Source organism: Streptomyces sp. NPDC029216, assembly GCF_040648015.1.
Taxonomy (GTDB): Bacteria; Actinomycetota; Actinomycetes; order Streptomycetales; family Streptomycetaceae; genus Streptomyces.
Genome location: NZ_JBEZWL010000002.1, coordinates 136,199 through 162,077 on the forward strand (window position 1 = coordinate 136,199; position 25,879 = coordinate 162,077).

At 71.7% G+C, this 25,879-nt stretch carries 28 protein-coding genes; 13 read left to right on the forward strand and 15 right to left on the reverse strand.

The window, feature by feature from the left end:
- Positions 1 to 126: 126 nt before the first annotated feature.
- The 4 genes from AB0F18_RS01605 to AB0F18_RS01620 all read right to left on the reverse strand — a co-directional run bounded on the left by AB0F18_RS01605 (position 127) and on the right by AB0F18_RS01620 (position 4,925).
- Positions 127 to 2,595, reverse strand: coding sequence for a DUF4132 domain-containing protein (locus AB0F18_RS01605; RefSeq protein ID WP_362053496.1), 2,469 nt, complete (start codon positions 2,593 to 2,595; stop codon positions 127 to 129).
- 2 nt (positions 2,596 to 2,597) lie between these two features.
- Entirely contained in the window at positions 2,598 to 2,906 is a 309-nt protein-coding gene (locus AB0F18_RS01610; RefSeq protein ID WP_362053499.1) for a hypothetical protein, read from the reverse strand.
- Positions 2,907 to 3,152: 246 nt separating this feature from the next.
- A complete protein-coding gene (locus AB0F18_RS01615; protein WP_362053502.1) occupies positions 3,153 to 4,100 on the reverse strand; it encodes a DMT family transporter in 948 nt (315 codons plus the stop codon).
- Between the two features lie 90 nt (positions 4,101 to 4,190).
- Positions 4,191 to 4,925 carry a helix-turn-helix domain-containing protein gene (locus tag AB0F18_RS01620; protein WP_362053505.1) on the reverse strand — a complete coding sequence of 245 codons (735 nt, stop codon included), beginning with the start codon at positions 4,923 to 4,925 and terminating at the stop codon, positions 4,191 to 4,193.
- Positions 4,926 to 5,036: 111 nt separating this feature from the next.
- On the opposite strand from AB0F18_RS01620, the gene AB0F18_RS01625 reads away from it, so the two are divergent.
- Together AB0F18_RS01625 and AB0F18_RS01630 are read left to right on the forward strand one after the other, a co-directional pair.
- Complete coding sequence (locus AB0F18_RS01625; protein ID WP_362053508.1) at positions 5,037 to 5,489, forward strand: hypothetical protein; 453 nt, start codon at positions 5,037 to 5,039, stop codon at positions 5,487 to 5,489.
- A 147-nt stretch (positions 5,490 to 5,636) separates the two neighbouring features.
- Positions 5,637 to 5,945, forward strand: coding sequence for a hypothetical protein (locus AB0F18_RS01630; RefSeq protein ID WP_362053511.1), 309 nt, complete (start codon positions 5,637 to 5,639; stop codon positions 5,943 to 5,945).
- 78 nt (positions 5,946 to 6,023) lie between these two features.
- Here AB0F18_RS01630 and AB0F18_RS01635 read toward each other — a convergent pair whose 3' ends face one another.
- Positions 6,024 to 6,323: a hypothetical protein gene (locus AB0F18_RS01635; protein WP_362053514.1), complete on the reverse strand. Its 300-nt coding sequence runs from the start codon at positions 6,321 to 6,323 to the stop codon at positions 6,024 to 6,026.
- A gap of 420 nt (positions 6,324 to 6,743) precedes the next feature.
- Here AB0F18_RS01635 and AB0F18_RS01640 point away from each other — a divergent pair, with 420 nt between their 5' ends.
- Positions 6,744 to 7,817, forward strand: coding sequence for a protein kinase family protein (locus AB0F18_RS01640; protein WP_362053517.1), 1,074 nt, complete (start codon positions 6,744 to 6,746; stop codon positions 7,815 to 7,817).
- Between the two features lie 113 nt (positions 7,818 to 7,930).
- Here AB0F18_RS01640 and AB0F18_RS01645 read toward each other — a convergent pair whose 3' ends face one another.
- On the reverse strand, positions 7,931 to 8,464 hold the full coding sequence (locus AB0F18_RS01645; RefSeq protein ID WP_362053520.1) for a GtrA family protein: 534 nt from the start codon (positions 8,462 to 8,464) through the stop codon (positions 7,931 to 7,933).
- 74 nt (positions 8,465 to 8,538) lie between these two features.
- A complete protein-coding gene (locus tag AB0F18_RS01650) occupies positions 8,539 to 8,928 on the reverse strand; it encodes a contact-dependent growth inhibition system immunity protein (protein ID WP_362053604.1) in 390 nt (129 codons plus the stop codon).
- A gap of 157 nt (positions 8,929 to 9,085) precedes the next feature.
- On the opposite strand from AB0F18_RS01650, the gene AB0F18_RS01655 reads away from it, so the two are divergent.
- Positions 9,086 to 9,856 (forward strand): hypothetical protein, encoded by a 771-nt coding sequence (locus AB0F18_RS01655; RefSeq protein ID WP_362053523.1) that lies wholly within the window; start codon positions 9,086 to 9,088, stop codon positions 9,854 to 9,856.
- On the opposite strand, the gene AB0F18_RS01660 is transcribed toward AB0F18_RS01655, so the two are convergent.
- Positions 9,840 to 11,000 carry an MFS transporter gene (locus AB0F18_RS01660; protein WP_362053526.1) on the reverse strand — a complete coding sequence of 387 codons (1,161 nt, stop codon included), beginning with the start codon at positions 10,998 to 11,000 and terminating at the stop codon, positions 9,840 to 9,842. The genes AB0F18_RS01655 and AB0F18_RS01660 overlap by 17 nt on opposite strands.
- Before the next feature lie 88 nt (positions 11,001 to 11,088).
- Here AB0F18_RS01660 and AB0F18_RS01665 point away from each other — a divergent pair, with 88 nt between their 5' ends.
- From AB0F18_RS01665 to AB0F18_RS01675, 3 genes are all read left to right on the forward strand, one after another.
- Positions 11,089 to 11,661, forward strand: coding sequence for a CGNR zinc finger domain-containing protein (locus tag AB0F18_RS01665; protein ID WP_362053528.1), 573 nt, complete (start codon positions 11,089 to 11,091; stop codon positions 11,659 to 11,661).
- A 127-nt stretch (positions 11,662 to 11,788) separates the two neighbouring features.
- On the forward strand, positions 11,789 to 12,070 hold the full coding sequence (locus AB0F18_RS01670) for a pyrimidine/purine nucleoside phosphorylase (RefSeq protein ID WP_362053531.1): 282 nt from the start codon (positions 11,789 to 11,791) through the stop codon (positions 12,068 to 12,070).
- 96 nt (positions 12,071 to 12,166) lie between these two features.
- Positions 12,167 to 12,958, forward strand: a complete 792-nt coding sequence (locus AB0F18_RS01675) for a maleylpyruvate isomerase family mycothiol-dependent enzyme (RefSeq protein WP_362053534.1) — start codon at positions 12,167 to 12,169, stop codon at positions 12,956 to 12,958.
- Between the two features lie 72 nt (positions 12,959 to 13,030).
- Here AB0F18_RS01675 and AB0F18_RS01680 read toward each other — a convergent pair whose 3' ends face one another.
- A complete protein-coding gene (locus tag AB0F18_RS01680; protein ID WP_362053537.1) occupies positions 13,031 to 13,642 on the reverse strand; it encodes a GPP34 family phosphoprotein in 612 nt (203 codons plus the stop codon).
- 485 nt (positions 13,643 to 14,127) lie between these two features.
- Between AB0F18_RS01680 and AB0F18_RS01685 the strand changes: the two genes are divergently transcribed.
- Complete coding sequence (locus AB0F18_RS01685) at positions 14,128 to 16,170, forward strand: M4 family metallopeptidase (RefSeq protein WP_362053540.1); 2,043 nt, start codon at positions 14,128 to 14,130, stop codon at positions 16,168 to 16,170.
- Positions 16,171 to 16,276: 106 nt separating this feature from the next.
- Here AB0F18_RS01685 and AB0F18_RS01690 read toward each other — a convergent pair whose 3' ends face one another.
- From AB0F18_RS01690 to AB0F18_RS01700, 3 genes are all read right to left on the reverse strand, one after another.
- Positions 16,277 to 17,350 (reverse strand): GNAT family N-acetyltransferase, encoded by a 1,074-nt coding sequence (locus AB0F18_RS01690; RefSeq protein ID WP_362053543.1) that lies wholly within the window; start codon positions 17,348 to 17,350, stop codon positions 16,277 to 16,279.
- A gap of 430 nt (positions 17,351 to 17,780) precedes the next feature.
- Positions 17,781 to 18,641 carry a class I SAM-dependent methyltransferase gene (locus AB0F18_RS01695; RefSeq protein ID WP_362053546.1) on the reverse strand — a complete coding sequence of 287 codons (861 nt, stop codon included), beginning with the start codon at positions 18,639 to 18,641 and terminating at the stop codon, positions 17,781 to 17,783.
- A 112-nt stretch (positions 18,642 to 18,753) separates the two neighbouring features.
- Complete coding sequence (locus AB0F18_RS01700; protein WP_362053607.1) at positions 18,754 to 19,404, reverse strand: LysE family translocator; 651 nt, start codon at positions 19,402 to 19,404, stop codon at positions 18,754 to 18,756.
- A gap of 190 nt (positions 19,405 to 19,594) precedes the next feature.
- Between AB0F18_RS01700 and AB0F18_RS01705 the strand changes: the two genes are divergently transcribed.
- On the forward strand, positions 19,595 to 19,993 hold the full coding sequence (locus tag AB0F18_RS01705) for a VOC family protein (protein WP_362053549.1): 399 nt from the start codon (positions 19,595 to 19,597) through the stop codon (positions 19,991 to 19,993).
- A gap of 26 nt (positions 19,994 to 20,019) precedes the next feature.
- Here AB0F18_RS01705 and AB0F18_RS01710 read toward each other — a convergent pair whose 3' ends face one another.
- A complete protein-coding gene (locus AB0F18_RS01710) occupies positions 20,020 to 21,081 on the reverse strand; it encodes an alkene reductase (protein WP_362053552.1) in 1,062 nt (353 codons plus the stop codon).
- Between the two features lie 179 nt (positions 21,082 to 21,260).
- Between AB0F18_RS01710 and AB0F18_RS01715 the strand changes: the two genes are divergently transcribed.
- On the forward strand, positions 21,261 to 21,794 hold the full coding sequence (locus tag AB0F18_RS01715) for a MarR family winged helix-turn-helix transcriptional regulator (protein WP_362053555.1): 534 nt from the start codon (positions 21,261 to 21,263) through the stop codon (positions 21,792 to 21,794).
- A 38-nt stretch (positions 21,795 to 21,832) separates the two neighbouring features.
- On the opposite strand, the gene cynR is transcribed toward AB0F18_RS01715, so the two are convergent.
- On the reverse strand, positions 21,833 to 22,741 hold the full coding sequence (gene cynR, locus AB0F18_RS01720; RefSeq protein WP_362053558.1) for a transcriptional regulator CynR: 909 nt from the start codon (positions 22,739 to 22,741) through the stop codon (positions 21,833 to 21,835).
- 125 nt (positions 22,742 to 22,866) lie between these two features.
- Between cynR and AB0F18_RS01725 the strand changes: the two genes are divergently transcribed.
- Entirely contained in the window at positions 22,867 to 23,445 is a 579-nt protein-coding gene (locus AB0F18_RS01725; RefSeq protein ID WP_362053561.1) for a carbonic anhydrase, read from the forward strand.
- Between the two features lie 131 nt (positions 23,446 to 23,576).
- Positions 23,577 to 24,047, forward strand: coding sequence for a cyanase (gene cynS / locus AB0F18_RS01730; protein ID WP_362053565.1), 471 nt, complete (start codon positions 23,577 to 23,579; stop codon positions 24,045 to 24,047).
- A gap of 116 nt (positions 24,048 to 24,163) precedes the next feature.
- Here cynS and AB0F18_RS01735 read toward each other — a convergent pair whose 3' ends face one another.
- Complete coding sequence (locus AB0F18_RS01735; protein ID WP_362053568.1) at positions 24,164 to 25,027, reverse strand: LysR family transcriptional regulator; 864 nt, start codon at positions 25,025 to 25,027, stop codon at positions 24,164 to 24,166.
- Positions 25,028 to 25,108: 81 nt separating this feature from the next.
- Here AB0F18_RS01735 and AB0F18_RS01740 point away from each other — a divergent pair, with 81 nt between their 5' ends.
- Positions 25,109 to 25,603, forward strand: a complete 495-nt coding sequence (locus tag AB0F18_RS01740) for a cupin domain-containing protein (RefSeq protein ID WP_362053571.1) — start codon at positions 25,109 to 25,111, stop codon at positions 25,601 to 25,603.
- The last annotated feature ends 276 nt before the right edge of the window (positions 25,604 to 25,879 follow it).

The following is a 25,879-nucleotide window of genomic DNA, read 5'->3' on the forward strand; positions in this document are numbered from 1 at the left end:
GCCGGCTGAGCTCCCCGGCCGGCCGCCTGCGTGGCCCGGCTGCCGGCCAGTACGAGGGTGATGATCATGCGGGGCCGGGCTCCACCTCCTTGCCCGCAGACTGGAGATCCGTCTGGGGGTGCTTGTTCAGCGGCGTATCTGGCTGACGATCGTCGGGTCGGTGATCTCCGTGTCCCTGGCGAGCATCAGCGCCTTGCTGAGCACGACGGCCAAGGTGCGGTCGCCCTCGAAGGGCACATAGCCGGTCTGTGCGGCGGTCCCTGTGGCCGGCTTGGGGACGATGCAGAGATACTCGTCGTTCGGCGTCATCAGGATGTTGCCCGAGCCGAGATGGATCTTGTACGTCCGTAGGTCGCCCTTGACGTGCAGGAAGCGGCCCTCGATCGTGCACCGCCCGGCGATCGCGAGCCGCGGCACCAGGCGTTCGAGAAGGACGCGGCGGGTTTCGGCGCTCTGGTCCAGCTCGCCGAAGCCGTACGACGTCCAGTACTCGCGGAACCGGCCGCCGGGCCCGCCGTCCTGCCATGTCGGATCGTTGCCGACGCTGGCCACGCCGACGAACAGGTCCACGTCCCGCAGAACTTCGGAGAGGACGAGCGGCGGGATCTCGGTGAGCGGGAGCGGCTCGACCGGCTCCGCTCCGTCGGGCAGCCGCATGCGGTACTCGCCGCCGTAGCAGTGCGCCGAGTTCTCCGGTGCGCCGATCGGATAGAAGCGCACCTGGTCGGTGCGGAGCCGTAGGTAGCTGCCCGACTCGGTGGTGTCGACGCCGTAGTCCTCGCCCTCGCCCTCGATCCAGTACTCGGCGCGCAGGCCCCACTGCGGGAGTTCACGGGTGGCGGGTGGCGCCTCGTCGTCGACGCAGAGTCGCAGCTTGTTGCGCCAGCCGCGGACCGCGGCGAGGGAGTGGAACTGGTGCTGGCGGACGATGTGCGCCGCGAATCGGTTCGAGTACGTGCCCGTCGTCCGCTCGGCGTCGGTCAGCAGGTACACCTCGCGGTGGGCCTGTTTGAAGGGCTGGGTGATCGCGTGCCGTTCCAGCCAGTCCCGCCAGGCGACCACTTCGGCGGGCTCGCGGCCGACGGGGTGCCAGAGGGTGACCTCCGTGCCGTGCTCGACCGTGTCGTCGGTGAGGGTGCGCAGGGCGCCGTCGGCGAAGCCGACCGGGGTGCCGTCGACCGTCCACAGCAGGCGGCGGGCGAGGGTACCCACGAGGGGGTGGTCGAGGTAGCGGTCGCGCCAGGCGGCGTAGGACCACGTGCGGCGGGCGAGGAACTGCCGGTCCAGACGCTCGGTCTGGGCTCCGAGCATCTTGTCGATGTCCTTGACGGCGGCCTTGAGTTCCTTCAGCTCATCGGGGTGGTCCCGCCGGACCGCGGCGGGGACGGACTTGATCTCCTTTCCGGTGGCGGAGCGCCAGCGCAGGACGGCTTTGGCGCCCTCGATCTCCAGCAGGGCGGTGTTGTCGCCGAGCTGTGTCGCGCAGCGGCCGACCTCGGTCAGTCCGTAGGCGGGGACGGCCAGTTCCTCGATCTCCTCCCGGCTGAGGCCGAGGGCTGCGGCGCGGGTGTCGAGGGCGGTGTTGAGCAGCTTGAGGGTGCCCTTGTAGGTGGTGCGGGTGGCGAGCCGGGCCAGCTCGGCGAGTGCCGCCTCGCTGTCGATACGGGCGAGGGCCGTGACCCCTGCGTTGGCGACCTTGGGGTTCACGGGCCCGAGGCCGGGGACCTTCTTCAGGGAGGTCTCGACGAGCGCGCCGAGGGCGCGGGCCGTGTCCGGGTGGGCGGGCAGCAGGGCGAGGATCCAGGTGAGGCCGCGCAGGGCGTCGGCGTTGTACGGGTCGAAGACGAGGTTGGCGTCGGGTCCGTACCGCACGGTGGTGAACGCGAAGGTGCGGGGGCGGCCGACGAGCGGGAGCCAGCCGAGCACCGCCGCACGTACGGCGTCGGTGCCGAGGGTCTCGATGAGGGTGAGCGCGGCCTTGTTCCACTTGGCCGTCGGCTTGGCCGACGTCGCGGTCGCGGCGTGGGCGAGCAAGGCCGGCCAGGGTTCCTCGGCGGCCTCCTTCATGGCCTGCTCGGCCCACGCCTCTCCCACGTTCAGCACGGGCTCCGTCAGCCTCTTGGCCAAGGCTTCCATCTCCGGCCGGCGGTACGCCTCCAGAGCGGACCGCCGCAGGAACGCCACGACGGGCGCCGACAAGGGCCGGCCGGCGGCCAGTTCGTGCTCGGCGGCGAACCGCGCGTCGCCGTCCGACCAGGTGGAAACCGCCGTGCCGAGCTTGTCGAGCTCGGCGGTCCGCTCGGCCGCGAGCGGATCACCGGGCAGGTCCGCACCCACGGCTTGCAGGAGCCGCAGCACCCTCACCTGCGGGCGCTCATCGGGGCTGAGCTGGGCGTACAACCGGCCGAACTCTCCCGCGACGTCCGCGCGCACGGCGGGATCGAGGCCCTCCAGCAGCTCGACCATCTGGATCCACACATCCCCCCTGAAGGTCGTCCGGGCCGTCGCCACGCACAGCGCCTCGAACGCGAGCGGGCCGGCCTCGCGCGCAGCCGCGTAGCCCTGCATCTTGCCCAGCTTGCTCAGCACGTCCACGGTCAGCCACCCACCAGCGGCACGAGCTTGAGGAACGTGATCTCGACGCCGAGCGGCAGCTCTATCTCCTCGTCCGGGTCCGTGACCTGACGGTCCCCGACGAGCACCAGGAAGCCGTTCCCCGCGAACGCGGCCAGCGCGCGCTCCGCATGGGCCTCCGGGTCGATGCGGCGCGGGGTGCGCAGCGCGTACCCGTTCAGCACGCGCTCCGTGTCCTGCGGCTGCACGAGGCCCTGGAAGATGTGCGGTTCCGCGCGTGCGTTGAACTCCGCGACCTCCTGGAAGACCCGCCGCCGGATCAACTCACGCACCGTGAGTTGCTCCTCGGCGATCTCAAGTCCGAAGGCTGCGCCCCTGTTCCCTGCTGTCGTCTCGTCGACAAACATCACCGTTCCCATGTCGATGACGCTACGGGGTGCCACTGACAACGGCCCCTGGCGGCACGATGAGAGCCTCTGCCGCAGGGCCCGGCCACGCGCCGACCCGAGACGGGATACCTCCGCCTCGGACTGACCGCACCGGCGGGCGGCTCCCCGACCCAGCCCCCTGGCCGTGCCCTACCGGCCTTGCGTGCCGGCCGCTTGGGGCGCGCGGGCGTCCGCCGCCTTCTGGGCGCGCGGGCGGTAGCGGGAGACCGCCACACCGGCCAGGCACAGGAGGCCGCCCAGGAGGGTCAGCCAGGCCGGGACCTCGCCCAGGAGGATCCAGCTCAGCAGGACGACGATGGCCGGTACGGCGTAGGTCGTCGCGCCGAGCTTCCCGGCCGGCATCCGTGCGAGGGCGTAGGTCCAGGTGGTGAAGGCGAGGGCGGTCGGTACCACGCCCAGGTAGACCATGTTCAGGGTCGCGGAGAGCGGGGCCCTCGGGAGTTCGGCCACCAGCTGCCCGGTGAACGGCAGGCAGGCCACGGTCCCGATGAGGCAGCTGTACGTGGTGATCTGCAGCGGTGTCCCGAACGAGAGCGCGGGCTTCTGCGCGATGACGCCGGTCGCGTACGCCACCGCCGCGAGCAGGCACAGCGCCACCCCGAGTACCGAGGTCGAGCCGTGGCCGCCGGATGACATCGACAGGCCGACGACCACCGCGCCCGCGAAGGAGACCGCCATGCCCGTCAGCAGTCGCGGCGGCAGGGCCTCGCCGAGGAGGCGTGCGGCGAGGAGGGCCATCAGGATCGGCCCGGTGTTAACGAGCAGGGACGCGGTGCCCGCGTCGACGAGGCGTTCGCCCCAGTTCAACGCGACCGTGTAGCCGCCGAACCACACGAGTCCGGACAGGAGGATGCCGCGCCGCGCGCCGCGCGGTGGCAGGCCCTCGCGGCGCAGGAGGAGGAGGGTCACGAGTGCCAGCGATGCGGCGAGGAGCCTGCCGAGGGCGAGTGCGCCCGGCGAGTAGGCGGCTCCGGCGCTGCGGATGGAGACGAAGGCGGACGCCCAGGCGAACACCGTGCAGCAGACGGCGGCGACGGTGAGGAAGGCGGGCGGAAGGGCACGCGGGTGGGTCTTCATGTCTCCCGACCCTACACCTCAACACTTCGGTGTTCACCGAAATATTTATGCCGCAACTTCGCGCGCCCTCAGGGGCCGCCGCGGGGCCGGCTAGCTCCATGCCTGCGGGGTGAGCGCCAGCAGTTCACCGAAGGCCTCCTCCCCCGCCCCCGTCACCAGCAGGCCCCGTCCGCCGCCCTCGGGGCGCACCACCCATCCCCGGTCCAGGGCCCGCGCGCACAGCCTGGCCCCCACCAGGCCGCCCAGGTGGCGGCGGCGTTCGGTCCAGTCCAGACAGGAGCTCACCAGGGGCCTTCGCCCCGCCCCCGCCACGTCGACTCCCGCCCGGCGGCACCAGTCGAGTCCGGCCTCGGTCAGCGCGAAGACGGCCTCCGTGCGCAGCAGGCCCCGGTGTTCCATCGCGTCCGTCACCGCCATGCCGAGGCGACCCGCGAAGTGGTCGTAGCAGGTGCGGGCCCGGGCCAGCGGGTCGGGCGCGGCGACCACCGGCACGGCGTGCGCCGCGTCCCTGCCCGGGACGGCGTAGGAGGCCAGCTCGTCCACCAGGCGGGCCGTGGCGGCGTCGGCGATGCGCACGTAGCTGTGCCGCCCCTGTCGCTCCGTCACGCAGATCCCCGCCTCCAGGAGCCGGGTCAGGTGCCCGCTGACGGTGGAGGGGGCGACCCCGGTGATCCGGGCCAGCTCGCCCGCGGTCCAGGCACGCCCCTCCAGCAGGGTCATGCAGATGGCGGCCCGGGTCTCGTCCGCCAGGGCCGCGGCGAGAGAGGCGAGGCGCGCGGCGGGGGCGGGAGAGTCTGCCGTTCCGGAAGCAGGTACGTGGTCCATGACTCCAGAGTGCCTCATCATTTCGGCATTTGCCGAATGATTGGGGAGAGTCCATTGCGGCAGGCGCCCGGTGCTACTTTGGGCGGGATCGCGGGAGGGGTTGGTAGGCCGGTGGAGCTTGACCTGCGGCGTGCGGCCGTGACGGCGCTGGGTGAACTCGCGCGAAGCGAGGACTGGCGTGACCGGGCGGACGCCGGTCACGGACTCGCGGGGTTCGCCGAGATGCCGGAGGCCCTCGGGCCGCTGCGTGAACTCGTGCTCGACCGAGGCGATACCTTCGTCACCCGTCACACCGCCCAGGCCCTGCTCCGGCGACGGGACAGGGCTGGGCTGTCGGCCGTCGCGGCCGCGCTGGCCGTGGCCGACCCGAATCACGGCGACTGGATCGACACGGCGGTGGCCGACGTGTTCGGCTTCCCCTTCGCCGAGCTGGACGAGGCGCTGCGGCTCTGCGAGGAATTGACGCGGGACACCGACGACGGCACGGCCCTGGGAGCCCGTCGGCTGTACGAGGCCCTGGCGGAGATCGGGCCTGACCCCTTGCCTCCCTTGTCGCGCCCGTAGCGGAGGCGTGCGGTCGCCGCGCAGATCGCCCGAGTTGGCTTGCGGAGGCGGGTGGCCCCGCTGCGGCGGGCGCGTAGGGGTGGTCTCCCTGGCCGCGGCCTGACCTGGCACGATCACCTCCACAGCACGAAGAGCCCGGAGCGCCACATGAGATACCTCGTCTACCTCGCCGTTCCCATAGGTCTGGCGGCACTCCTTCTCGCCGCTTCCGGCATCGCCACGCTCACCCGAGGCTGGCTGCTCCCCCGTCAGCGCCGGCACATCGTCCGCCCCCGGCTGTTCGGATGGGCTCAGCTGATCATGGCCGCTTCCCTCGGCGTCCAGCTCCTCGGCCTGCCGGCCGTCGACGCCGCCTACCGCCCGGCCGTGAATCTGCCGGGCACCGTGGTCCTCCTCTTCTCCCTGGTCCTGGTCACGCGGGCGCAGCGGCCTTCGCCCGCCCGCCACACCGGCTGATCAGGCGCCGTCTGCGCCGGCCTTTCTGTGGGCTTCCGACGACTGCGGTCGGGACCGGGAGACGGCGAGGAGGCGGGCTCAACTCCGGGTCAGCAGGTGCAGGGCGCGGTGTTCGGCGCCGGCCTGGTGGGCGCCCGCGCCGAGCAGGCCCTGCTCCTGTGCCTGGCGCAGCGCCGCGTCGAGTTCGCCGCAGCGCTCGCACCCGGGGACCCAGCCGGGGATGAGATGCGGGTGCCGGTTGGCCAGGTGCCGGGCGAGACCGGTCTCCCGCCGGGCCCTGTCAGCACCTGATCCCGTGCGCGAATCCGGTCGCGCCGTACCCGCCCGTGTCCACAGCAGGGACGAGCACTCCGGGCACGATTCCGGGAGAAGGTTCATGGCACGCACGGTAACCTCCACCGACCCCTGGCACCCTCCGAGCGGATCGGATGCCGTACCAGCCTCGGCCAGGGGAAGGACAGCCGCTCAGCAGCACGCCGGGGCACACCCCCAGACGGTCCAGTCCCTCCCTTCCGGCCGTCGAGGTCGAGGCCGACAGCAAGATCGAGGTCGTACGGCACAACATGCCGCGTTCAGCTCGATCGGCGGTTCGGCCTTCCCCTCCTCCTTGCTCGCGCAGGACCTGTCGGCGGTCGCCGCCCGGCTGGAGCGGCGGCCGGCCCGGGAGGCGGCAGCGCTGCAGCTGGGCCGGGGCGGTCTGGCCCCATCGGCCGGTCCGGTGGCGGCCTTGGGCGCATAGAGTCGATGACGTTCATGTGATCAACGACGCCCTGGTCCGGGGGCACGGAGGAACCGTCGATGCAGCACTTCGAGTCCCCGCACGCCGCGCGTCTGGCCGTCTACGGGACCGTGGCCACCCGGCTGTCCCTGCTGAGTGACCGGCGACTCGGCGAACTCGTGGCGTCCGCTCGCCCAGTCGCTTCCGGCATCGGTGGACGGTCCGCGGAACTGGACATCGACGGGATACGGGTCTTCGTCAAGAGGGTGCCGTTGACGGACGTCGAGGCCCAGCCGGAGAACGTCCGGTCCACGGCGAACGTCTTCGGGCTGCCGATGTTCTACCAGTACGGCGTGGGCTCGGCCGGGTTCGGTGCCTGGCGGGAGCTGGCCGTGCACACCATGACCACCAACTGGGTCCTGGGGCGGGAGTACGAGGGCTTTCCCCTGATGTACCACTGGCGTGTCCTGCCCGACTCCCCTCCCGACGGCTTCGTCGACGAGTTCGGGGGCATCGACGGAGCGGTCGCCCACTGGGAGGGCTCCGACGCCGTACGCGAGCGGCTGGAGGCCATCGGCCGGTCCTCCCGCAGCCTGGTGCTGTTCCTGGAGCACGTGCCGCAGACGCTCGGTGCGTGGCTGCACGAGCGTCGGGAGGATGCGGCGCCAGACGGTGCCGGCTCTCCCTATGTGTGGGCGGAGGACGCCTTGGCGCGGGGTGCGGCGTTCATGAGCTCTCGCGGGCTCGTGCACTTCGACGCCCACTTCCGCAACCTCCTGACCGACGGCCGGCTGATCTACTTCGCGGACTTCGGACTCGCCCTGAGCTCGGGTTTCGAGCTCTCAGCGGCTGAGGAGCAGTTCCTTGCGGAACATCTCGCGTACGACCACCACTACACCGCAAGCCATCTGATCCGTCATCACCTCGTCGACCGACTGCGGGGCGACATGACGACAGGGGTGTTCCTGCAGGAGTGGATCGCAGGCCGAAGGCCTGATGGTGTACTTCCGGAGATTGCGGCGATCATCGAGCGGCATGCCCGAACCACCGTCGTCCTGGACGGCTTTCACCGCCGGTTGCTTGGAGAGAGCAAGCGGACACCCTTCCCGGCCGCCGAGCTCGGCCGCGTCGCGGCCATGGCCCAGACGGAGTAGCCCGAGCTCGACGCACCTCAGCCCGCCGGTGGGCAGGCGGATGCAACCAGTACCGGGGGCGCCAGGGTGGCGGGCGTCAGGGAAGAGGCTGCGGACGCCGCCGACCGCACGGGTCAGGCGGCTCGGCAGAGTGCCGTCGGGTCGCCGGGGGTTGCGGCGCGGGGAACGGTCGTGGGTACGGGGCGGTCAGTGCGGGTGGCTGCCAGGGCCTCTTGCGAGCGGGGACGCGTCGCGAAGACGACAAGGCGCAGGACCGCGAACCGTGCGACCCCGGCGAGTGCGGAGGCGGTGAGGTAGACGACCTGTTCGAGGGCCACGCCGGGTGTCGCGACCAGATGGTGGAGTATCAGCATCGCCACGCTCGTGACGGCGTATGCGGCGGCTGCGGAGCCGGCCGACTGCATGTGCTGGCGCCAGGTCGCGCGGCCGCCCGCGCCGAACGTGAAGCGGGCGTGCAGTTCGGTGGCCAGGAGCGTGGAAGCCGTGGTGATGACGGCGTTGGCCAGGACCCAGGGCATCCAGGAGGCGAGGGCCACCACGGCGAAGCTGGAGGCGAGCCCCACTCCGCCACCACAGAACACGAAGCGGGCGAACGAGGCGAAGGCGCCGGGCGCCTCCTGCTTCCGGCTCAGTGCCACTACCTCCATGACCCACCCCTTTGAACGTGCCCTCTGCGGAACGCACACCCGCCTGACTTGGCAGTGCCTGCGAGCGTGGTTTCTTACAACAGAAACGCTACGTTGCGTTCATGGATGCAGCAACACGAGGATTGCCTTGATTCGGCATCATGGCTGGTCAAAGCCCTGGAATCGTTGCATTGGGGCGAAATAAAATGCAACGACTGGTCGTGAGTTCGTTGCAACAGGCTGACGGTGAATGCGACTGTGGCGAGCAGCAGGTCGCCCTCGTAGAAGTAGGCGTCGAGCAGAGGCTCCTCCAGCAGCAAGCGCACCGCGAGTGGAAGGACGTACGGCAGCGCCACCTGCTGCGAGATGAGTGTCCGCAGATCCGCCGGGCCGAGTTGGCCCAGGGGAAGACGCCGCAACTCATGGACCTTGCGGACCAATTGGGTCGCATCGGAGCCGGGAGGCGCCCAGCGAGGTGGGTCCAGCTCGTCGAGCGTGCGGAGAAGGTCATCCCAGCCCGGGCGGTGTTCTCACCGCGCCCGATGGCGGAACCGGTCAGCCCGGCCGCCCGTCATCCCGCATGGGGGATGTCACAGAGACAACACCCCTTGCGCTCTTCACCATCGAGGTCCGAGGAGATCCATGGTCGACACCGTCAACTCACTGGCCGCCCGTCTTCACGAGGTGCTGGTGGAGCTCATGACCAAGGGGCCCGCCGTGGCGGGAACCAGAGGCCTCCATGACGTCGTCGCGCGTGCCACGGCGCTCGGCCCCGACGGTGCGTGGCTCGCCGCTGCGGGCCGCGCTAACCTCGCGGGGCTGGCGTGCATGCAGGGGCAGGCGGAACTGGCCATCCTCCACCTTGAGGCCGCGGTGGCGGGCGGCTTCAACGACTGCGTGGAGCTCCACACGGCCCCCATGCTCCCGCTGCACCAGGACCCGCGCTTCCAGGCCCTGTACCAGCGGATGCGCATCACCCAGGCCGACCTCGACGAGTTCTTCTGGCTGCACCGGGAGATACAGATCATGATCGGGGACGCCCAGAGGGCGAGCATCGACAACATAAGCCGTTACGACACCGGGGTGTCACTGCTTCCTCAGGCCCCCTTGCCGACCCGTGAACCGAACACCCTCGGCGTCCTGATCACCCGCATCGACCTCGCCGCGACCCAGACCGCGCTCCAGCAGATCGCCGTGAAGGCGGACCTCCAGCGCAGTGCCGGCAACAACAGCCTCAGCCTGATCGACGACTCGTGGGACTACTCGCGCGCCAGGCGCGACGCCTGGCGCGCCGACGAGGTGGAATCGCACCGCCTGCAGGCCGGTGCGGCCCGGGCCTTCGTCGAACGCCCCGGCGCCGGCACCGTGCTCGTCCCCTGCCCGCCGCTGGGCTCGATCACCCACCCGGGGTAGGGAGGAGCAGGAGGACCAGTGCGGCCAGGAGTACGCACACTCCCGCCATCCCGGCCCAGAGCGCCGCGACGCCCGCGTGCTCCAGCATCTGGGTGCCGAGCACGGGGGCGACGACGGTGGCGACGCCCCAGCTGACGCCGTAGGCCGCGAGGTAGCGGCCGGCCGCCCCGGCCGGAGACAGGTCCGCGACGACCGCGAACACCCGCCCCATGACCAGGACATCGCCGAGCGCGCACACCACCGTCGCCAGTGCGTAGCTCATCAGACCGCCCGCCGCCGCATAGCCGGCCAGCCCCGCGGCCAGCAGCAGGCAGCCCGCCGCCAACGACGCCGGCGCGGACAGCGTCGCCGCCCTGCGCAGTCGCAGCAGTGGCTGGGCGGCGACCGCCGCGACCGCCTCGACGGCGAACAGCAGCCCCGCGTCGGCGGGCTGCAGCCCCCGCCCTTCAAGGGACAGCGGCAGCGACATGACGACCTGCATGCGCACCAGCGCGTACGCGGTGCCGAAGGCGAGCATGGCCAGCAGCGCCGGATCCCGCCAGGGGCCACCGGCCTCCCCGCCGCGCGGCGTTCGCACCGGACGGTCCGCGGGCAGCGCCGCCCCCACGACGGCCGCGCACAGCGCGCAGGTCACCGCGTCGGCGACGAACAGCCACCGCAGGTCCCACCGCCCCAGCACCGACGCCAGGAGGCCCGCCCCCAGACCGCCCACGGCCAGAGCGACGTTGAGCAGGCTGTAGGCCCGGACCCGCGACGGCGGCGGGACCGCGTCCGCGATCATCGCCTGGCTGGGCGGTTCGTACAGCTCGAAGGCGAGCCCCAGCAGGACGGCGCAGACCGTCACGGCCGCCAGGCTCCCGGACGCCGCGATGCCCAGCTGGGCCAGGGCGCATCCGCCGAGGCCGAGCATGATGGTGTGCCGTCGGCCGAGCCGGTCCGCCAGCAGTCCGCCGATCAGCCGTGACGGGATCGTCGCCAGGCCGAACGCAGCCGCCACCAGCCCCGCCGTCGCGGCGCCCGCCCCGAAGTCGGTGCTGATCAGCACCGTGAGGAACGACATCGAGAAGGCGCCCAGGCGGTTGAAGGCACGGGCGATGACGAGCAGCCAGACGGTGCGCGGCAGACGTGGCGTGGACCGGTACACGGGCTCTTCCTCTCCCCTGCGTGACTGTCGTTACGGATAATGCCAGTAACATGCGCAGGACTCTAGGTACGGGAAGGTGACCGGTCAAGTGCTATTCGACAGTCACGTCATACTGCGGCTCGACGAAGCCGCTGCTCTCGTCAACGCCCTGACGGGTGGTGAGGCCCGCGGCAGGGCCTATGAGGCTCCGACGGGCGACCGGCTCCCCGAGGTGATCGCCACGGCCCTGCCGTTCGTGCGGCCGGGCGGGGCCGACTCCGCCCAGGCCGTGTACCTGGCCCGCACGGCACAGCAGCTGCGCCTCGCTTTCGCAGCGGTGGCCTCCGGCCGCCTCGACGACGCGGTGGACACGGTCAACGCCCTGCTGCTGGCCACCGGCGCCCGCCCCCACCTCCACCGGAACCCGGGTGAACCCGTCAGGCTGCACTTCCACGGGGCGGAGGACTCCCCCGCCGCGAGCGCCGCCGCCAGCTGCGCCACAGGGCTGGCCCTCGCCCTGGGGAGCGACCTGTCCGGCCGCCTCGGCGTCTGCCAGGCCGCCCGCTGCGACCGCGTCTACGTCGACACGTCCCGCAACGCGGGCCGTCAGTTCTGCTCGACCGCATGCCAGAGCCGCACGAAGGCGGCGGCGTTCCGGGCCCGGCGGGGAGCGGGGTCCTGAGGCGTCGCGGACCCTGCGGGCCCCGTCACCGGGCGCGGTGCGGCGCCACCGGTATCCTTCCCCTCGCCGGAACCAGGGCGCGACGAGCCGGCCACACCTCTCCCGCTCGTTCCCCAGGAGGACGTTCATGTTCAAGGTCAACGAATACTTCGACGGCGCGGTCAAGTCGATCGCCTTCACCCAGGAGCAGGGCCCGGCGACCATCGGCGTCATGGCTCCCGGCTCGTACGAGTTCGGCACGGCCGCACCGGAGATCATGCACGTGGTCAGCGGCGCCCTGACGGTCATGCTTCCCGGCGCCGACGCGTGGGAGGTCTTCTCCGCCGGCAGCCGGTTCCAGGTCCCGGGCGACAGCAAGTTCCAGCTCAAGGTCTCGGTCGAGACCGCCTACCTCTGCGAATACCGCTGACCCTCGGGCGGGCCCGCGCCGGCGGTCGCGCGGGCCCGCCGCCTCGGCTGTGAAAATCGTTGTCCCTGTGCCGGAGCACGGTGGTAGACAGCCCGAGTGAAAAACAATCTTGCCTTCTCCGACCTGCTCCGACTGATCGACGAGCGGTCGGCCGCCTTCCGTTCCGTGGTCGCGTCCGCGCCCGGCCTCGACATGCGGGTGCCCAGCTGCCCCGAGTGGACGCTGTTCGATCTGGTGCAGCACCTGGGCGGCGGGGACCGGTTCTGGGCCGCGATCGTGGGCTCTGGACCTGCCGCCGCACCCCCGGCGGAGGCCGTGGCGGCACGGGCCGCCCTGGTCCCGCCACGAGAACGCGAGGCCCTGCTGGCCTGGTTGGACGAGTCGACGCTGTCGCTGCTGGACGCGCTGCGCGAGGCGGGCCCGGAGCGCGGATGCTGGACCTGGTGGGGGTCGTCGCAGTCGCCGCAGGACTCCGGCGGCGTCGCCCGGCACCGGGTCCAGGAGACCGCGGTGCACACCTACGACGCCCAGCTCGCCCTGGGTGACCCGAGGCCACTGCCGGACGGGCTGGCGGTCGATGGCTTCGACGAGTTCCTGTCCACCTGCATCGCGACGCCCTGCGCCTGGCCGCACGAACCCGCCGTCTTCGACTTCCACGCCGCCGAGGGCCACTCCTGGCGCCTCACGATCGACGGGGCCGGTGCACGGCCCACCCGTCTGCCCGCCGCCGCTGCGGGCGAGGGGCCGGACACCGCCGACGTCACCGTCCGGGGCACGGCCGGTGAATTCGTCCTCTTCATGTACGACCGCATCAAGGCGGACTCCATGCAGATCGACGGAGACGCAGGACTGTTCGACCTTCTCCGCGCCTGGGAGCCGGAGGAGTAGGCCGGTCCGGCGGAGCGTTGCGACGGCTTCCGGCCGGGCCCGCTTGCGGACCGCCGGCCGACGGCCGTCGGGTCAGGGTGCGCGCCAGAGGTTGGCGAAGGCCGCGTTCTCGATGGAGCGCCTCTGGCGTACGGCCTCCAGTTCCATGACCGCGTCGTGGACGACGGCCAGGACGGTGGTGACCGCTTCGTCGCCGGGGTCCGACTCGGGCTCCTCCCCGGGCCGTTCGTCATCGAGACCCACGGCCGAGGCGAGGGCGGCGAGGACAGGTTCCTTCCGTTCCCGGCGGTCGAGGGCACGTCGGCGGTCGGGGGTGTCGACCGTCTCCATGCGGTCGGCCCCGAAGGGCGAGCGGCTGCCGCGCGTGCGGATCAGCTGCCCGTCCTCCTCCAGGGAGGTCAGGTAGGCGGTGGAGAGGTCCTGGCCTCGCCGCCACAGCCAGTCCTCGACCCGCTCGTGGGGCATGTCGTGGATGAGGGCCGACGCCGCCTCGGCCAGGAGGCGATCAGCGGGATCCGGGGGCCCGCCCGGCACGATGCGGTCGCCGTCCAGAGTGACGGCGCCGGCCGCCAACAGATCGATCAGCTCCGCTCCCGCGAGGGCGAGCGACAGATCGCCCTGCCCCACGGGTCGCTCCACCTTCGAGTCCATCACGATGACGAACAGGTCCTTCGCGGTGCTCATGCAGGGCTCCCCTCACAGACATCAACGATGGTAGGCGCAGCCGACCGCCCGGGGCGATGTGCCGAACGGGGTACGGCGAGCCCGGTGCAAAGCGGAATCCCTATGGAGGGTGCTGCCGCTCGGAGCGGCCACCGCGATCTCACCCGCCAGGTCATGCGCAGGACAAGATTATTTGACGCTTGATGTCGAACGTTTTACCTGATTGCGCAAGACGCCCCCGAGCGCCGAGTGCCGAGCAAGTCCCGTCCTGAATCTGCCATTTCGGCCGACCTGATCTGATTCATACCACCCGGAGGTGTCCGCTCAGCGGACGCGATACAGCGAAATCCGGACGTGTTTCGGCCAATAGCTGACGTGTCCATGGCGATCACGGCGATCGCTGGCAACCTCTCCCCATCCCCAACACGATCAAGCTCCGCACGCTCAGCCCGGGCGGCCCGATTCCGGCTGCCCGGTTCCACCCCCCACGCTCAAAAGGAGTCCGCGTGAAGTCCACGCACCGGCGGAATGCCTCCGCCACCGGCGCCCTGCTCGCCGCCGCAGCTCTGATCACCGTAGGAGTCCAGGCGGGCAACGCCAGCGCGCAGCCCGGCGATTCCGCGAACGCGGCCGCCCCCCAGGGCCAGCCGGTCCGCAACCCGGGCGCGCTGCCCGCGCAGCTCTCGCCGTCCCAGCGCGCCGAGCTCATAGCCAAGGCCCAGAGCACCACGGCGGCCACCGCCAAGGAGCTGGGCCTCAGCGCTCAGGAGAAGCTCCTCGTCCACGATGTGGTCAAGGACCAGGACGGTACCACCCACACCCGTTACGAGCGCACGTACGAGGGACTCCCCGTCCTCGGCGGCGACCTGGTCGTCAACCGCACCGCCGCCGACCGCACGCAGAGCGTGAGCAAGGCGTCCCCCGCCCAGCTGCAGGGCGTCTCCACCTCCGCCCCGGCCGACGCTCCGGCTGCCGCCTCCGTGAAGGCCCTCGACGCCGCGAAGGCGGCCGGTTCCAAGGCCGACAAGGCCGACGCCGCGCCCCGCAAGGTCGTGTGGATGGCGCAGGGCGTGCCGACCCTGGCCTACGAGACCGTCGTCGGCGGCCTCCAGGACGACGGCACCCCCAACAAGCTCCACGTCGTCACCGATGCCAAGACGGGCGCCAAGCTCCACCAGTGGCAGGCCGTCGAGACCGGTGTCGGCAACACCCACTACAGCGGCCAGGTCACCCTCGGCACGTCGTCCTCCGGTTCGAGCTTCACGCTGAACGACGCGGGCCGCGGCGGACACAAGACGTACAACCTGAACCGCGGTACCTCCGGCACGGGCTCGCTCTTCACCCAGTCCACCGACACCTGGGGCAACGGGGCCAACTCCAACCTCGCCACCGCGGGCGCCGACGCCGCCTACGGCGCCGGGGTCACCTGGGACTTCTACAAGAACGTCCTCGGCCGCTCCGGGATCCGCGGCGACGGCGTCGCCGCCTACTCCCGGGTCCACTACGGCAACGGGTACGTCAACGCGTTCTGGGACGACGACTGCTTCTGCATGACGTACGGCGACGGAACGGCCAACAACGACCCGCTGACCTCGCTCGACGTCGCCGGTCACGAGATGACGCACGGCGTCACCTCCGCCACCGCCGGCCTCAACTACAGCAACGAGTCGGGCGGCCTGAACGAGGCGACCTCCGACATCATGGGCACGTCCGTCGAGTTCTACGCGAACAACCCCAACGTGCGCGGAAACTACCTCATCGGCGAGCAGATCAACATCAACGGCGACGGCACCCCGCTGCGCTACATGGACAAGCCGAGCAAGGACGGCGGATCCAAGGACTCCTGGTACTCCGGCATCGGCAACCTCGACGTCCACTACTCCTCGGGCCCCGCCAACCACTGGTTCTACCTGGCCTCCGAGGGCTCCGGCGCCAAGACGATCAACGGCGTGAACTACGACTCGCCGACCTCCGACGGGCTGCCCGTCACCGGCATCGGCCGGGACAAGGCACAGCTCATCTGGTACAAGGCCCTCACCACCAAGTTCAACTCCAGCACGAACTACGCGGGGGCCCGTGAGGGCACGATCGCCGCGGCGACCGAGCTGTACGGGGCCGGCAGCCCCGAGGTCAACAACATCACCGACGCCTGGGCCGCCGTCAACGTGGGCGCCCGTTCCAACGGCAGCGTCCCCACCCCGGGCAAGGTCTTCGAGAGCACGGCCCAGGTGGCCATCCCGGACTCCCCCGGCCCGGCGGTCACCTCGTCGGCCACCGTCAGCGGGATCACCGGGAACGCGCCGAGCACCCTCAAGGTCGGCGTGAAGATCACCCACACCTACATCGGTGACCTCCAGATCGACCTCGTGGCCCCGAACGGGACCACGTTCCGCCTGCAGAACTCCTCGTCGGACTCGACGGCGAACCTGGACAAGACCTACACGGTGAACGCCTCGGCCGTGGCGGCCAACGGCACCTGGAAGCTGAAGGTCCAGGACAAGGCCTCCGCCGACGTCGGCACGATCACCGACTTCAAGCTCACCTTCTGACCAGCTGACCAGCTGACCAGCTGACCAGCTGACCAGCTGACCAGCTGACCGCACCATGACCTGAACACAGGTGCCCGGAGCCTCGGAGGCTCCGGGCACCTGTGCGTTAGCCCTGAGGGGCTCGCAGGACGTAGCGGACGGTGTCGTCGTCGGTGGGGCCGGTGCGCTCGAAGCCCGTCCGTCCGACCACTCCGTGGGAGGGGGCGTTGTCCGCGTCGACCGAGGCGTGCAGCGTGGTCAGGCCGGGCTGGCGGAAGGCCCAGGCGACAAGGCCGTTCAGCGCGTCGGTGGCGTAGCCGTTGCCGCGGGCCGACGGTACGAGGTCGTAGCCGATCTCCGCGTTCCCGTCGGCGTCGGGGGCGCCGTGGAAGCCGATCCCGCCGATCGCGCGCCGGTCGTCCGTCCGGACGATGGCGTACGGGCCCCAGCCCGGGCGGTACGTGCCCTGTTCCTTGGCCTTGAGCACCATCCCGGAGGCGACCCGGGTACCCTCGCCGGGGCCGTCCCCCGCCCAGGCGAATCCTCCGGTGCCGCCCGCGTGGAGATCGGCGGCGACCTGCGGGGAGATCTCGCAGAGGACGACACGTCCGGCCGCGATGGGATCGGCGTACCAGCGCCAGACCGGCCGGCGGGGCAGGTTCCCGAGTGCGGCCCGGCCGGTCACCCACAGGAGGGCCGGCCACGGAGCGGCGCCGGCGCGCTGCGCCTGCGGGAAGAGCCGGTCGAGGACCTGCTCGCACAGGTCCGGTTCGGGCTCCCAGTCGCGGACGCCGAGACCGTTCAGGATGTCGTGGGTGTGCAACAGGGTCTCGACGACGCCCATGGCCGCGAAACCGTCCGCATCCGCCATGCCGTACGGGTGCCAGGCCCGGTCCCCGGGGCGGGCCACGGCGACGACGGCGGACAGCAGGCCTCCGGTGGCCTCGACGATCTCGATCACGCCGTCGGGGGTGGTGCCGGGGTCCTCGGCGATCTCGAACGGGACGTATCCGCTGGTCGCGCGCCCGGTGAGCTGGGCGGCGTAGGCGGTGAAATCGCCCGCGATGTGGACGGCGGTGTCGTAACAGCTCCACTCCAGCCCGGAAGCGGGGGTGGACCAGTCGAGGTGTGCCACTCCTCGGAGTGCCTGTGCGGTGAGGGACACGGCTCGGTCCACGGCATGGGGGGTCATGATCGTCATGGTCAGGACCCTAGGGTCGGCACCCGCCACCGGGCCAGCGGATTTCGGCCACCGCCGGGGGCCGTAGGACCGCGCTGACCCGGTCGGAGCGCGCGGCGAGGATGCCGAGCGGGACGGCGGGACCAGGGACAGGGTGGACATGGCCTCGGACCACAGGCCCACGGAGTCGACCAGCGCGAGGCCCGCGAAGGCGAGCGGGCCGCGCAGCCACCAGGCGGCGACGGCCAGGATCCCCGCGAACAGCAGCGGGGCGGGAAATGCCCGGAGGCGGGTTCGGGGAGGCCGTTGAGCATGCGCAGCAGGGTGGACTTGCCGGATTCCGACAGTCGGTTCCACTCTGAACGAGGCGTCGATGACGGCGGCCGTCGTACCGTCGGCGCGCCGCCTTCCGGAGGAGCGGGGAGGCGGCGGGCCGTGGAGCGGTCAGGCGTCACAAGGCGGTGCGGCGGGCGTGGAAGAGGCCCCAGCGCAGCATCCGGCGGTGGGTGATGTCCACCCAGAGGGGGAGGTTGTCCAGCAGGCCGTCCAGGTAGGCGGGGCTGATGACCTCGCGGAGTTCGCCGGTGCGGTCGCGCACCTCCTGGTCGAGGCGTGCGTAGTGGGTGACCAGGTGCTCGGTGAGGTCCTCGAAGTCGGCCTTCAGGCCGAGGTGGGAGAGGTGCTCCCCGTAGAACGAGGGCGTGGCCAGGGCCTGGACGCCCAGGCGGGAGAGTGCGGGGCGTACCGACTCGGCCGGGGTGGTCTCGGCCGCCATGATGTCGGAGAAGACCAGGGCCCCGCCCGGCTTGAGCACGCGTACCGCTTCACGCAGCGCGCCGGCCCGGTCGGGCACGTGGCACAGGACCTCCAGCGACCAGACCGCGTCGAAGCGGGCGGTCTCGTAGGGGAGGTGGCTCAGGGAGCCGGTGGTGACCTCGATCAGGTGCTCCAGCCCCCGTCGGGCGTTGGCCTCGCGGTGGCGGCGGTTGTGCTCCTGGCTCAGGTCCAGGGCCACCACCCGGCAGCCGAAGCGCTCGGCGAGCGCGCGGGACGATCCGCCGTAGCCCGCACCGAGGTCGAGCACCACGGCCTCGGGGCCGAGCAGGTCCGCGACGCGGTCCGCGGCGTGCCGCACCGTGCGGCGGGAGGCGTCCGCGATCGCCTCCCGCGGGTGGCCGTACAAGCCGACGTGGATGTCCTCCCCGCCCCAGACGGCGTCGTAGAAGGCATCGACATCCCCGGTCTCGTAGTAGCGGCGGGTGGAGGCCTCATGGGCAGATGCGCCGGCGGCGCCGGTGGCGTTCTCGGTCATGACGGGTGCATTCCCCTCGCCGACCCCACCGACTCCCGCCCGTCACTCGGCCGAGGCGTCCGGGAACCCCGGCACCGCCCTCCGCGGTCGTGACCTCACCGGCCTCGCCTGGTCAGCGCAGGGCGACCGCCGCGCCCGTGCGTTCGGTGGCGATCTTGACGGCGAAGCCGGCCAGTGCGGTGCCCATCACATAGCGGTGCAGGCGCTGCCAGAGCGGGTGGCGGGCGAAGAACCCGCTGACGGAGCCGGCCGTCACGATGAAGAACGCGTTGCCCGCGAGCCCGACCGCGATCTGCGTCAGCCCCAGCAGCAGCCCCTGCAGGCCGACGTGGCCGAGCTCCGGGTCGACGAACTGCGGCAGCAGCGAGATGTAGAGGACGGCCACCTTGGGGTTGAGCAGGCAGGTGAGGAAGCCCATCAGGAAGAGCTTGCGGGGCCGGTCCTGGGTCAGTTCCCGGGCGGCGAAGGCGGATCGGCCGCCCGGCCGGACGGCCTTCCAGGCCAGCCAGAGCAGGTAGCCCGCGCCGGCCAGCTTGATCGCCAGGTAGATCTCCGGCACCAGCGCGAAGACGGTGGCGATCCCGGCGGACACCGCGAAGAGGTAGACCAGGAAGCCGAGGCCGACACCGGCCAGCGAGACCAGCCCGGCCCGGCGGCCCTGGGCTATCGAGCGGGAGACCAGGTAAATCATGTTCGGCCCCGGCGTCAGCACCATGCCGAGCTCCACCAGCGCGATCCCCGCTATCGCTCCCAGCCCCATCACCGCATTGCCTCCGTACACATGTTCACCACCTGGACGCAACGCAACCTAGCAGCCCACGGGCGTGCGTCCCCTTCGTCGAGCGCGGCGACGGTGGGAGTGCCCCGGCGGATTTCTCCGTCCATCCGTCACATTCCCTTCTCGGGATCCGTCAGGGAGGTGGAACGGATCAACAGATGAAGAGGAGCACCCCATGCTGACCAACGTCATGTACGTGACGCTCTACGTCACCGACCAGGACCGCGCGCTGAGGTTCTACACGGAGCAGCTCGGCCTGGAGAAGCGCATCGACTACCCGGGCCCCGACGGACGTTTCCTCACGGTGGGCGTCCCCGGCACCCCGGTCGAGATCATCCTGTGGGCGCACCCCGCGGCGGCGGGGCAGCCGGCCGACCTGGTGCCGGGCGCGACTCCCGGGCCGGTCATCCTCGAGTCGGACGACCTCCGGGCGGACTTCAAGGTGTTCCGCGACCGCGGGGTGAGCTTCGACCAGCCGGAACCGGAGGACTACGGGTTCGGCGTCCGCATCGAGACGGCGGACCCGGACGGCAACCGCATCTCGCTGCGTGAGCGCGGCCGCCCGCGGACGTAACCGGTGTCATGCCCCGGCCGGGGCCCCTACAGCGTCGGGTAGTCGGTGTAGCCGCGGGCGTCGCCGCCGTAGAAGGTGGCGGCGTCCGGGGTGTTGTACGGGCCGCCGGCGCGCAGGCGGGCCGGCAGGTCGGGGTTGGCGAGGAAGAGGCTGCCGAAGGCGATGACGTCGGCGACGCCCTGCTCGATCAGGGCGAGGGCGCGGTGGTCGGTGGGGCCCTCGGTGGCCGGGTTGAGGATCAGCCGGCCGGAGAACTGCCCGCGCAGGGCGAGGGTGATCTCGCGGGTGCCGGCGGGCTCCATGACGTGCAGGTAGGCCAGGCCCAGCTGGTCGAGCTCCTTGGCCAGCGCCTCGTACGTCGGCCGCGGGTCGGGCTCGTCGATGTCGTTGAAGGCGTTTCCGGGCGAGATGCGCAGCGCGGTGCGGTCGGCGCCGATCTCGGCGGCCACGGCCTTGACGGCCTCGACGGCGAAGCGGATGCGGTTCTCGACGGTGCCGCCCCACTCGTCGGTGCGCCGGTTGCTGCCGGGGGCGAGGAACTGGTGGATCAGGTAGCCGTTGGCGCCGTGCAGTTCGACGCCGTCGAAGCCGGCCTCCACGGCGTTGCGGGCGGCGGTCGCGTAGTCGGCGACCGTCGCGCGCACCTCGGCGGCGGTCAGCTCGCGCGGGGTGACGAAGTCCTGGGGGCCGTCGGCGGTGAAGACCTGGCCCATGGCGGCGACGGGAGACGCGCCCACCGGTACGAGGCCGTCCGGGAGCAGGGAGGGGTGGCCGATCCGGCCGGTGTGCATGAGCTGCGCGAAGATCCGGCCGCCGGCGGCGTGCACCGCGTCGGTGACCCGGCGCCAGCCGGCGACCTGCTCGTCGCTGTGCAGCCCGGGGGTGAAGGGGTAGCCCTGGCCCACGGCCGAGGGCTGGATCCCCTCGGTGATGACGAGGCCGGCCGAGGCGCGCTGGGCGTAGTACTCGGCGGTGAGCTCGGTCGGCACTCCGCCCGCGGCCGCACGGCTGCGGGTCATCGGGGCCATGGCGATGCGGTTGGCGAGCGCGGCGCCGCCCATGTCGATCGGGTCGAAAGCACTGGTCATGACAGCCCTCACAGGATTAATTGGTCGGCCAATGATTGACCTCGACGCCCACCATACACCCATTCATTGGCCGACCAAGATAAAATGTTCCGAGGGTGTGTGCGGGATGCTGGAGCCCTGGGCGCGGGCTGAGAACGAGAGACGCGACGACGGGATCACGGGATGACGGGAGCCGAAGGATGACGACGCACGTCACGGAGGAGCGGGGCGGCACGGTGCCGCAGGGCTGTCCGGGGCCTCCGGGCGCGGTACTGGACGGGCCGGTCAGCCATTCCCTGAGCAGGGTGGCCCGGCTGCACCGCATAGCCGCGGGGCGACTGCTGCGGGACCTCGGCCTGCATCCGGGGCAGGAGTTCGTGATGATGCACCTGTGGGACAACGGGCCCGTGCGCCAGTCGGAGCTGATCAAGAGCGTGGGCCTGGATCCGTCCACCGTGACGAAGATGCTCCAGCGCCTTGAGCAGGCGGGCCACGTCCGCCGGAGCCCCGACCCGGCCGACCGCCGGGCGTCCCTGGTCGAGGCCACGGAGACCAGCTGCGGGCTGCTCCAACAGGTCCGGGAAGCCTGGGCCGAGCTGGAACGCCAGACCCTGGCCGGACTGGACGAGGCCGAGGGCGCGGAGCTGCTGCGGCTGCTCCAGAAGGTCGAGGGCACGCTGTGCGCCCAGGCGGCCGCCGACCCCCAGTTCCGGGCGGAGACCGGGGGCCGCTGAGGCGCCGGGTCGTCCCGGCCCCCGCGGCGCCCGGCGCGCTACGGAGCGGACGTGTAGCCGCGGGTGCGGACGAGGTCGCGGGTGAGCCGGGTGAAGGCCCGTGCGGCGGCGCTGCGGTAGGCGCCCTCGCGGTGCAGGAGGGCGACGGTGCGGGCCGGAAGGGGAGGGTCGAGGGGGACGGGGGTGAGGTGGGGGTGGTCGTGGGCGAGGGCGTCGGGCAGGACGGTGGCCAGGCCGGTGCGCCGGACGATCTCGGTGAGGGCCTGGATGGAGTTGGCCTCCACCGTGATGCGCGGGGCGGCCCGGTGGCGGGCGAAGTAGGCGTCGATGTGCCCGCGGGTGGCGAAGTCGGCGGTGAGCAGGGCGAGTTGCCGGTCCTGGAGGGCCTCGACCGGTAGGGGGCTGGGCATCGTCCGGGCGCGCGGCGTGCCGATGACGAGGCTGAGGGTCTCGGTGAACAGCTCGGTGGCGGCGATGCCGGGCAGGTGGGCACCGGCGAAGGCGATGCCGAGGTCGAGGTCGTCGGCGTGCAGGGCCGCTTCGATGCGGTCCTGGGCCATCTCCATGAGGGTGAGGCCGACGCCGGGGTGCCGGGCGTGGAGCTCGGCGGTGAGCGGGCCGACCAGGTAGGCGGTGAAGGTCGGGGTGACGCCCAGGCGCAGGTGGCCGCGGGAGAGGTCCTGGACGTCGTGGACGGCCCGCTCGGCGGCGGCCAGGTCGCGCAGCGCGCGCCGGGCGTGGTCGGTGTAGACGGCGCCGGCGTCGGTGAGCCGCACCGTGCGGCCGCCGCGGTCCAGCAGCTGCACCCCCAGGGTCCGTTCCAGCTGTTTGATCTGCTGGGAGAGCGTGGGCTGCGAGATGTGCAGCTCCTCGGCGGCGCGGGTGAAATTGCCGTGTTCGGCCACGGCGAGCAGATAGCGCAGGTGGCGCAGTTCGAGAGCAGCCATGCAGGTAACTATAGATGTGAGCAATGGCTTCTATGTTCAGCAGCTCTTGGACACTATAGATGGAGGTCATGCATGGTGGATCTCATCAGCCCACAGGGGCCGATCACCACCCGGAGGGAGTGACCATGCAGGACCTCACCGACGGCGTCGCCCGTTTCCAGCGGGACGTCTTCCCGGCCAAGGCGGAGCTCTTCGCACACCTGGCCACGCACCACACACCGCACACGCTGTTCATCGGCTGCTCCGACGCCCGTGTCGTGCCGGAGCTGATCACCGGAGCCGAGCCGGGCGACCTGTTCGTCATCCGCACCGCCGGCAACCTGGTGCCCGCCTACGGGCTCGAAGCCGACGGGGTGGCCGCGAGCATCGAGTACGCCGTCGCCGCGCTGGGCGTGGCGGAGATCGTGGTCTGCGGTCATTCGGGGTGCGGCGCGATGACGGCCCTCGCCGAGGGCCACGACCTGAGCGGCGCCCCGGCGATCGCCACCTGGCTCCGGCACGCGGATGCCCGTTCCACCGCCGCCGGTGACGTTCCCGCGCTGGTACGGCAGAACGTGCTCGCCCAACTGGCGAACCTGGCCACCCACCCCTCGGTCGCCCGCGCCCTGGCGGAGGAGAGGCTCCTCCTGCACGGGTGGGTCTACGACATCGCCACCGGCCGCGTCGAGGACCTGACCGGCGCCGGCCACGTGCTCGCGGCCTGACCCTCCCCCACCTCGCCCTCCCGCCCACGGCGGCCTGCCGGGAGCCCCGGACCCGCCTTCACCCCGAACCGTTCCACTTCACCCCCATCCCTTGCCCGTGAAGTGGCCACCGAGAAAAGGACGTACTGATCATGGTGCACGCCCAGTTCGACCCGACCGCCCGCGAGGCCCTGGCCGCCGCCGCCGTGGAGGCCAAGACCCGCAAGGACCTCTCCTGGCAGCAGATCGCCGACGCCTCCGGCCTGTCGGTGGCCTTCACCACCGCCGCCGTCCTCGGCCAGCACCCGCTGCCGGAGCAGGCCGCCACGGCCGTGGCGGAGCTGCTGGGTCTGGACGACGACGCGGCGATGCTGCTCCAGACCATCCCGGTCCGCGGTTCGATGCCCAACCGGATCCCGACCGACCCGACCATGTACCGCTTCTACGAGATGCTCCAGGTCTACGGCACGACACTCAAGGCGCTGGTCCACGAGCAGTTCGGCGACGGCATCATCTCCGCGATCAACTTCAGGCTCGACGTGAAGAAGGTCGCCGACCCCGAGGGCGGAGAGCGGGCCGTCATCACACTGGACGGCAAGTACCTGCCGACGAAGCCGTTCTGACGACCCGACGCATTCTCCTGTCACGGACCGACGGCCCCGGGGCGGCGGTCAGCCCGCCGCCGGGCCGGCCGGGCTCCCGCGGCGGTGCCGGCTGCGGGTGTGCCGGCTGCGGGTGTTCAGCGGCCGTACGCGGCTGCCGCGATGTCGACGAAGGACCGGATCAACGGGTTGCCGTCGCCTTCGTTCCACACCGCGACCACTCGGCTCGGTGCCATGTCGGTCAGCGGTACCACGGCCAGTTCCGCGGGCAGGTCGTGTCGAGCGCCGTGTCCGAGCGGGGCCAGGCCGACCGTGCCGTTCCACAGCACGGCCTGCAGGCATTCCTGTACGGCGCGCACGACGGGGCCCTCGCGCGGCCTGCCGCCGTTCCAGTACGACTGCCAGACGGGGTCGGTGCCGTCCGGGAAGCGGAACCAGCTGCGGTCGCCCAGCTCGGACAGCCGCAGCCGGTCCCGGCGGGCCAGCGGATCGTCGGCGCGCAGGACCACGCCGACCGGATCGGTGCGCAGCACACGCACCGTCAGGGCGGTTTCGTCGAACGGCGCCCGGGTCAGGACGACGTCGACCAGTCCCGCGCGCAGCCCGCACGTGGGGTCGGTCAGGTCGGTGTCGCGGACGCGGACGTCGATGCCGGGGTGGCTCCGGCGGTAGGCGGCGGCCAGCCTGGACACTCCCGGGTCGGTGCCGTCGCCCAGGATGCCGACGGTGAGGGTCGCGACGCCGGCGGCCGCGCTCACGCGTACACGGAGGCGGTCGGCCCGGCCGAGCAGGGCCCGCGCCTCGTCGAGCAGTACCGTGCCCGCCGGAGTGAGCGTGACGCCGGTGGGTGAGCGCGCGAGGAGCACGGCGCCGAGCTCAGCCTCCAGCTGTCTGATCGCCCGGCTCAGCGGCGGCTGGCTCATGTGCAGCCGGGTGGCGGCCCGGCCGAAGTGGAGTTCCTCGGCGACCGCCACGAAGTAGCGCAAGGTCCGTAGCTCCACGCTGCAACGATACCCGCCGGGTATCGGTTCCACGGGATCGGTCCTGGACACCGGCAGGGCCCTGGCGGTGCACTCGTGGGCATGACCGAAGAAGCCAAGTCCAGCGGACACCAGGCCCGCCCCGCCGTATCGGTGGTGCGTCCCGGCGACGGCGAGACGATCGTTCTGGGCACCACGCGCATGCGCGTCCTGGAGGACGGCAGCCACACCGGGCACCGCCTCGCGATCGCCGAGTCCGTCCTCGCCCCGCACACCGAAGGACCGCCGCAGCACCGCCACGGCCGGCACGACGAGGGCTTCTACGTCCTCTCCGGCACCGTCCGGTTCACCGTCGGGGACGAGGACCACGACGCCACCGCGGGCACGCTCGTGGTGGTTCCGCCCGGCACCCCGCACACCTTCGCCAATCCGACCGACCAGCCCGCCGTCCTGCTCAGCACCTTCACCCCCGACCTGTACGTGCAGTACTTCCGGGACCTCCAGGAGGTGCTCGCCGACGGCCGGCCGTTGACCCGCCGGGCGAACCTCGACGCGATGGCCCGCTACGCGACCGAGCCCGCCGCCGGCCCCGCCTGAGGCCCACGGGCGGAACGGCCCGGGCCGTCCGCTCCGGCCCGCTACCGCCGGGGATGCGAGCCCCCGGGGAGCTCCGCGGGCGGCGCGCGGTCTGTCGTCGCGGCCGCGCGGGGTGGTAGACCTGCTGCCGGAACCCGTGACCGCCTGGGAGCAGAGGGAGTACGGCCGTGCCGGACATCAGGATCGGGGTCCTCGGATACGGCCTGCGCGGGGCCCTGGCCCGGACGGCGCACCGGCCGGGCCGGGGCGCCGTGGTGGCCGCGGTCGCCGATCCCG

What these genes read in the sequence shown, in the direction of transcription:
- AB0F18_RS01615 (WP_362053502.1), bottom strand. Translation starts at nt 4,100, where the DNA reads ATGAAGACCCACCCGCGTGCCCTTCCGCCCGCCTTCCTCACCGTCGCC.
- AB0F18_RS01620 (WP_362053505.1), bottom strand. Translation starts at nt 4,925, where the DNA reads ATGGACCACGTACCTGCTTCCGGAACGGCAGACTCTCCCGCCCCCGCC.
- AB0F18_RS01630 (WP_362053511.1), top strand. Translation starts at nt 5,637, where the DNA reads ATGAGATACCTCGTCTACCTCGCCGTTCCCATAGGTCTGGCGGCACTC.
- AB0F18_RS01635 (WP_362053514.1), bottom strand. Translation starts at nt 6,323, where the DNA reads ATGAACCTTCTCCCGGAATCGTGCCCGGAGTGCTCGTCCCTGCTGTGG.
- AB0F18_RS01640 (WP_362053517.1), top strand. Translation starts at nt 6,744, where the DNA reads ATGCAGCACTTCGAGTCCCCGCACGCCGCGCGTCTGGCCGTCTACGGG.
- AB0F18_RS01645 (WP_362053520.1), bottom strand. Translation starts at nt 8,464, where the DNA reads ATGGAGGTAGTGGCACTGAGCCGGAAGCAGGAGGCGCCCGGCGCCTTC.
- AB0F18_RS01655 (WP_362053523.1), top strand. Translation starts at nt 9,086, where the DNA reads ATGGTCGACACCGTCAACTCACTGGCCGCCCGTCTTCACGAGGTGCTG.
- AB0F18_RS01670 (WP_362053531.1), top strand. Translation starts at nt 11,789, where the DNA reads ATGTTCAAGGTCAACGAATACTTCGACGGCGCGGTCAAGTCGATCGCC.
- AB0F18_RS01680 (WP_362053537.1), bottom strand. Translation starts at nt 13,642, where the DNA reads ATGAGCACCGCGAAGGACCTGTTCGTCATCGTGATGGACTCGAAGGTG.
- AB0F18_RS01690 (WP_362053543.1), bottom strand. Translation starts at nt 17,350, where the DNA reads ATGACGATCATGACCCCCCATGCCGTGGACCGAGCCGTGTCCCTCACC.
- AB0F18_RS01695 (WP_362053546.1), bottom strand. Translation starts at nt 18,641, where the DNA reads ATGACCGAGAACGCCACCGGCGCCGCCGGCGCATCTGCCCATGAGGCC.
- AB0F18_RS01705 (WP_362053549.1), top strand. Translation starts at nt 19,595, where the DNA reads ATGCTGACCAACGTCATGTACGTGACGCTCTACGTCACCGACCAGGAC.
- AB0F18_RS01710 (WP_362053552.1), bottom strand. Translation starts at nt 21,081, where the DNA reads ATGACCAGTGCTTTCGACCCGATCGACATGGGCGGCGCCGCGCTCGCC.
- AB0F18_RS01715 (WP_362053555.1), top strand. Translation starts at nt 21,261, where the DNA reads ATGACGACGCACGTCACGGAGGAGCGGGGCGGCACGGTGCCGCAGGGC.
- cynR (WP_362053558.1), bottom strand. Translation starts at nt 22,741, where the DNA reads ATGGCTGCTCTCGAACTGCGCCACCTGCGCTATCTGCTCGCCGTGGCC.
- AB0F18_RS01725 (WP_362053561.1), top strand. Translation starts at nt 22,867, where the DNA reads ATGCAGGACCTCACCGACGGCGTCGCCCGTTTCCAGCGGGACGTCTTC.
- cynS (WP_362053565.1), top strand. Translation starts at nt 23,577, where the DNA reads ATGGTGCACGCCCAGTTCGACCCGACCGCCCGCGAGGCCCTGGCCGCC.
- AB0F18_RS01740 (WP_362053571.1), top strand. Translation starts at nt 25,109, where the DNA reads ATGACCGAAGAAGCCAAGTCCAGCGGACACCAGGCCCGCCCCGCCGTA.